Source organism: Mesorhizobium sp. M1A.F.Ca.IN.020.06.1.1, from assembly GCF_004023265.1.
In the GTDB taxonomy this organism is placed as follows: Bacteria; Pseudomonadota; Alphaproteobacteria; order Rhizobiales; family Rhizobiaceae; genus Mesorhizobium.
On record NZ_RZSR01000026.1, the window covers coordinates 11,097 to 15,144 of the forward strand.

The window sequence follows — 4,048 nt, forward strand, 5'->3', positions numbered from 1 at the left end:
CGGCGATAGTTTCGTCAGCCGCCATGGCGCGGATACGGGGCTCGGCCTCGCTCCACGGCACGCGGCCGATCAGCCAGGGGCCGGGCGAGATGTCGAGAAATTCTTCCTCGCTGGCCTCGCCCACCGCCGAAAGATTGATCAGGCGCTGCTCGAGCGCGAATGGCCGTTCGCCGGCAAAATGCAGCCCCTCCAGCCAAAGCACTGGACCCGTGGCAGATAGCCCAAGCAGCGACCGATCCTCGGCATTGCCGCGTCGTTTCATGCGCTCCAGCCGTTCATAACGATAGGGCAGGCCAAGCGCCTCGACCTCGATCCTGATGTCGTGCAGTTCCAGCACCGCCGCCTGCGACTGCGGCTGGCGCACGAAGCTGCCCGAGCGGCGGCGGCGCTCGATCAACCCCGCCTTGGCGAGCTGCGACAGCGCCTTGTTCACAGTCATGCGCGAACAATCATACTGAGCCGTCAGCTCGTGCTCGAACGGGATGCGGTGGCCGGGCGCCCATGCACCCGACAGAATTTTTTCCCGGATGTCGGACAGGATCCGCTGGTGCAGCGACAGGGTCTCGCCGTCTTCCATCTCTGCCGTTTCGGTCATGCTCATCGGGATCAGCCCTCGGAAAGCGCCATCATCACTTTGCGGAAGCGCCCGGCGACCGCCTCGCGTTTGACATGCCTGCCGCCGCTCACTTGCTTCTTGCCATGCACCCAGACACAATCGACCTTGCCGCCATTGGCAAAGATCCAGGCGTCTAGGATGGCATCGCCCGCCTTGCCGGCAAGCGAGGGATGACCGGCGTCGAGCGAGACGAAATCGGCGGGCCTGCCTACGGCGAGAGTTGAGGGGCCGGCGCCGAGCGCGATGCTGCCGCCATCGAGCGCGGCATCGAACAGCGCGCGGCCGGTAGAGCCGCCGGCGCGCGCCAGCACATTGCGAGCGCGGTGGGCAAGGCGCTGCGAATATTCGAGCTGCCGAAGCTCGTCCGGCAGGCCGATCAGCACATTGGAGTCGGAGCCGATCCCGAAGCGGCCGCCATGTTCGATGAACGAGGGGGCGGCGAAAGTGCCGTCGCCGAGATTGGCTTCGGTGACGGGGCACAGCCCAGCGACGGCGCCGCTCTTGGCCATGGCGATCGTCTCGGCCTCGGTCATATGCGTGGCGTGGATCAGGCACCAGCGCCTGTCCACCTCAGCATGTCCGAGCAGCAACTCGACCGGACGCTTGCCTGACCAGGCGATGCAGTCCTCGATTTCCTTCACCTGCTCGGCGACATGGATGTGGATCGGCCCGTTCGGCGCCATTGCTGCAACCGCGTTGAGTTCGTCCGGCGTTGCGGCGCGCAGGCTGTGCGGCGCGACGCCGACGACGGCTTGCTCCAGCGAGCGAACGCCTTCGCGAGTTTTCTCAAGCAGACGTTCGAAGCGTCCGACATCATTGATGAATCGCCGCTGGCCTTCGTTGGGAGCAGCGCCGCCGAAGGCCGAATGGGCATAGAAGACCGGCAGCAGCGTCAGTCCGATGCCGGTGTCGGCGGCGGCAGCCGCGATCCGCTCCGCCATCTCGGCGATGTTGGCGTAAGGCTGCCCGTCGCGGTCGTGATGCAGATAGTGAAACTCGCCGACGCGCGAAAACCCGGCTTCCAGCATCTCCACATAAAGCTGCGCCGCGACCGCCTCGACCTGGTCCGGCGTCATCGACAGCGCGAAGCGGTACATCACCTCGCGCCAGCTCCAGAAACTGTCGGCCGAGGGACCGCGCAGTTCGGCAAGCCCCGCCATGCCGCGCTGGAAGGCGTGGCTATGCAGGTTGGGCATGCCGGGCAGGACGATGGCGTGGCGTTCGTCGCCGGCGTGTGCCGAAGAGCCCGCTTCGACTTCAGAGATACGGCCGCCGTCGAAAGCGATCCTCACATTGCCCCGCCAACCGCCGGGCAGCAGCGCCTGTTCCGCAAAGATCGCCGTCACGTCCAAACTCCCAATCCGAATGCCCGAGCGACATTAACACTTGCTTCGCGTTTCAATATGTATATACATAATCGTCATCCTTTCAAATGGAAAAGATGATGGGTGGAGCAAACGGAAAGAGCGGCCTTCGTCTGTGGCGCAATGCGCGCCTGGCGACCATGGCCGAGGGTGCTGCCGGTCTCGGCATCGTCGAGAAAGGTGCGATCGCCGCGCGCGACGGGCTGATCGTCTACGCCGGATCGGAGGCCGACCTGCCGGCAGCCGCCGGGCAGGGCGCCGAAACGGTCGATTGCCAGGGCCGCTGGATCACCCCCGGCCTGATCGATTGCCACACCCACCTTGTCTATGCAGGCAACCGCGCCAACGAATTCGAGATGCGCTTGGCCGGCGCCACGTATGAGGAGGTGGCTAGGGCAGGGGGGGGCATTGTCTCCTCGGTCAAGTCGCTGCGCGCCGCGAGCGAAGACGAGCTCGTCTCCCAGACGCTGCCCCGCCTCGACGCGCTGATGGCCGAGGGCGTGACGACCGTCGAGGTCAAGTCCGGCTACGGCCTCGATGCCGACAATGAAAAAAAGTCGCTGCGCGCCGCGCGCCGTCTGGCCGGTGAGCGTCCAATCACGATCCTTACGACCTGTCTCGCCGCCCATGCGCTGCCGCCCGAAGCCAGGGGCGACAAGGACGCTTTCATCGATCTCGTCGCCGGCACGATCCTCCCGGCGGTTGCCGCCGAAAAGCTCGCGGACGCCGTCGACGGTTTTTGCGAGGGCATTGCCTTCTCACCGGAACAGATCGCGCGCGTCTTCGATAAGGCGAAAGCGCTCGGCCTGCCGGTGAAGCTTCACGCCGACCAACTCTCCAACCTGCATGGCGCCGCGCTTGCCGCGCGCTACGGCGCGCTGTCGGCTGATCACCTGGAATACACCGATGAGGAGGGCGCCGCGGCGATGGCCGGATCCGGCACGGTCGCGACCATCCTGCCCGGCGCCTACTATTTCATCCGCGAGACCAAGAGGCCGCCGGTCGATCTCTTCCGCCGCCACGGCGTGAAGATGGCGGTCGCCACCGACTCCAATCCCGGCACCTCGCCGCTCACCTCGCTGCTGCTCACCATGAACATGGCCGCGACGCTCTTTGGCCTGACCGTCGACGAATGCCTCGCCGGCGTCACCCGCGAGGCCGCGCGTGCGCTGGGGCTTCTCGACAGGACCGGCACGCTGGAAGCCGGCAAATCGGCCGACCTTGCCGTCTGGGACATCGAGCGTCCGGCCGAACTTGTCTACCGCATGGGCTTCAATCCGCTCCATGCCCGCATCTGGAGAGGACAATGACCGAACTGATCCTGAAGCCCGGCAGCGCAACGCTTGCCGACTGGCGCGCCATCTATCGCGGCGCCGTGCCGAAGCTCGACGATGCCTGCCGGCCGAAGATCAAGGCCAGCGCCGAAGCCGTCGCCCGCATCGTCGCCAAAGGCGAGCCGGTCTACGGCATCAACACCGGCTTCGGTAAGCTCGCCAGCGTTCGCATTCCGGCAAACGATCTTGAAACGCTGCAACGCAACATCGTGCTTTCCCACGCCGCGGGCGTCGGCGAACCGATGCCGGCCCCCGTGGTGCGGCTGATGATGGCGTTGAAGCTGGCGAGCCTCGCCCAGGGCGCTTCCGGCGTGCGCGCCGAGACCATCGACCTGCTCCAGGGGATGCTCGCCAACGACGTCATCCCGGTGGTGCCGGCGCAAGGTTCTGTCGGCGCCTCGGGCGACCTTGCGCCGCTCGCGCATATGACGGCCGTCATGATCGGCGTCGGTGAATGTTTTACCCCGCATGGCCGCTTCCCGGCCAAGGTCGCCTTCGTCTCGCATGGGCTGGAACCGGTCACGCTCGGCGCCAAGGAAGGCCTGGCGCTGCTCAACGGCACCCAGTTCTCGACCGCCTTCGCGCTCGCCGCCTTGTTCGAAGCAGAGACGCTCTACCAGTCGGCGCTGGTCGCCGGCGCGCTGTCGACCGATGCTGCCCGCGGCTCCGACGCGCCTTTCGATCCGCGCATCCATCTGTTGCGCAAGCATCGCGGCCAGATCGAGACCGCGGAC

4 protein-coding genes are annotated in these 4,048 nt (G+C 66.2%); 2 read left to right on the plus strand and 2 right to left on the minus strand.

Annotated elements, in window-relative coordinates:
* Both EOA60_RS02515 and EOA60_RS02520 read right to left on the minus strand, forming a co-directional pair.
* Positions 1 to 601, minus strand: a 601-nt coding sequence (locus EOA60_RS02515) for a GntR family transcriptional regulator (protein ID WP_245502515.1), incomplete at its 3' end; no start/stop codon positions are given.
* Between the two features lie 5 nt (positions 602 to 606).
* Complete coding sequence (locus EOA60_RS02520; protein WP_095824868.1) at positions 607 to 1,962, minus strand: formimidoylglutamate deiminase; 1,356 nt, start codon at positions 1,960 to 1,962, stop codon at positions 607 to 609.
* 98 nt (positions 1,963 to 2,060) lie between these two features.
* On the opposite strand from EOA60_RS02520, the gene hutI reads away from it, so the two are divergent.
* Together hutI and EOA60_RS02530 are read left to right on the plus strand one after the other, a co-directional pair.
* Positions 2,061 to 3,290, plus strand: a complete 1,230-nt coding sequence (hutI, locus tag EOA60_RS02525) for an imidazolonepropionase (protein WP_164748401.1) — start codon at positions 2,061 to 2,063, stop codon at positions 3,288 to 3,290.
* On the plus strand, positions 3,287 to 4,048 hold a 762-nt coding region (locus EOA60_RS02530), incomplete at its 3' end, for an aromatic amino acid lyase (protein WP_164899168.1). The genes hutI and EOA60_RS02530, both read left to right, overlap by 4 nt.

Coding starts and splice junctions, on each gene's coding strand:
- hutI (WP_164748401.1), top strand. CDS start 2,061: ATGGGTGGAGCAAACGGAAAGAGCGGCCTTCGTCTGTGGCGCAATGCG.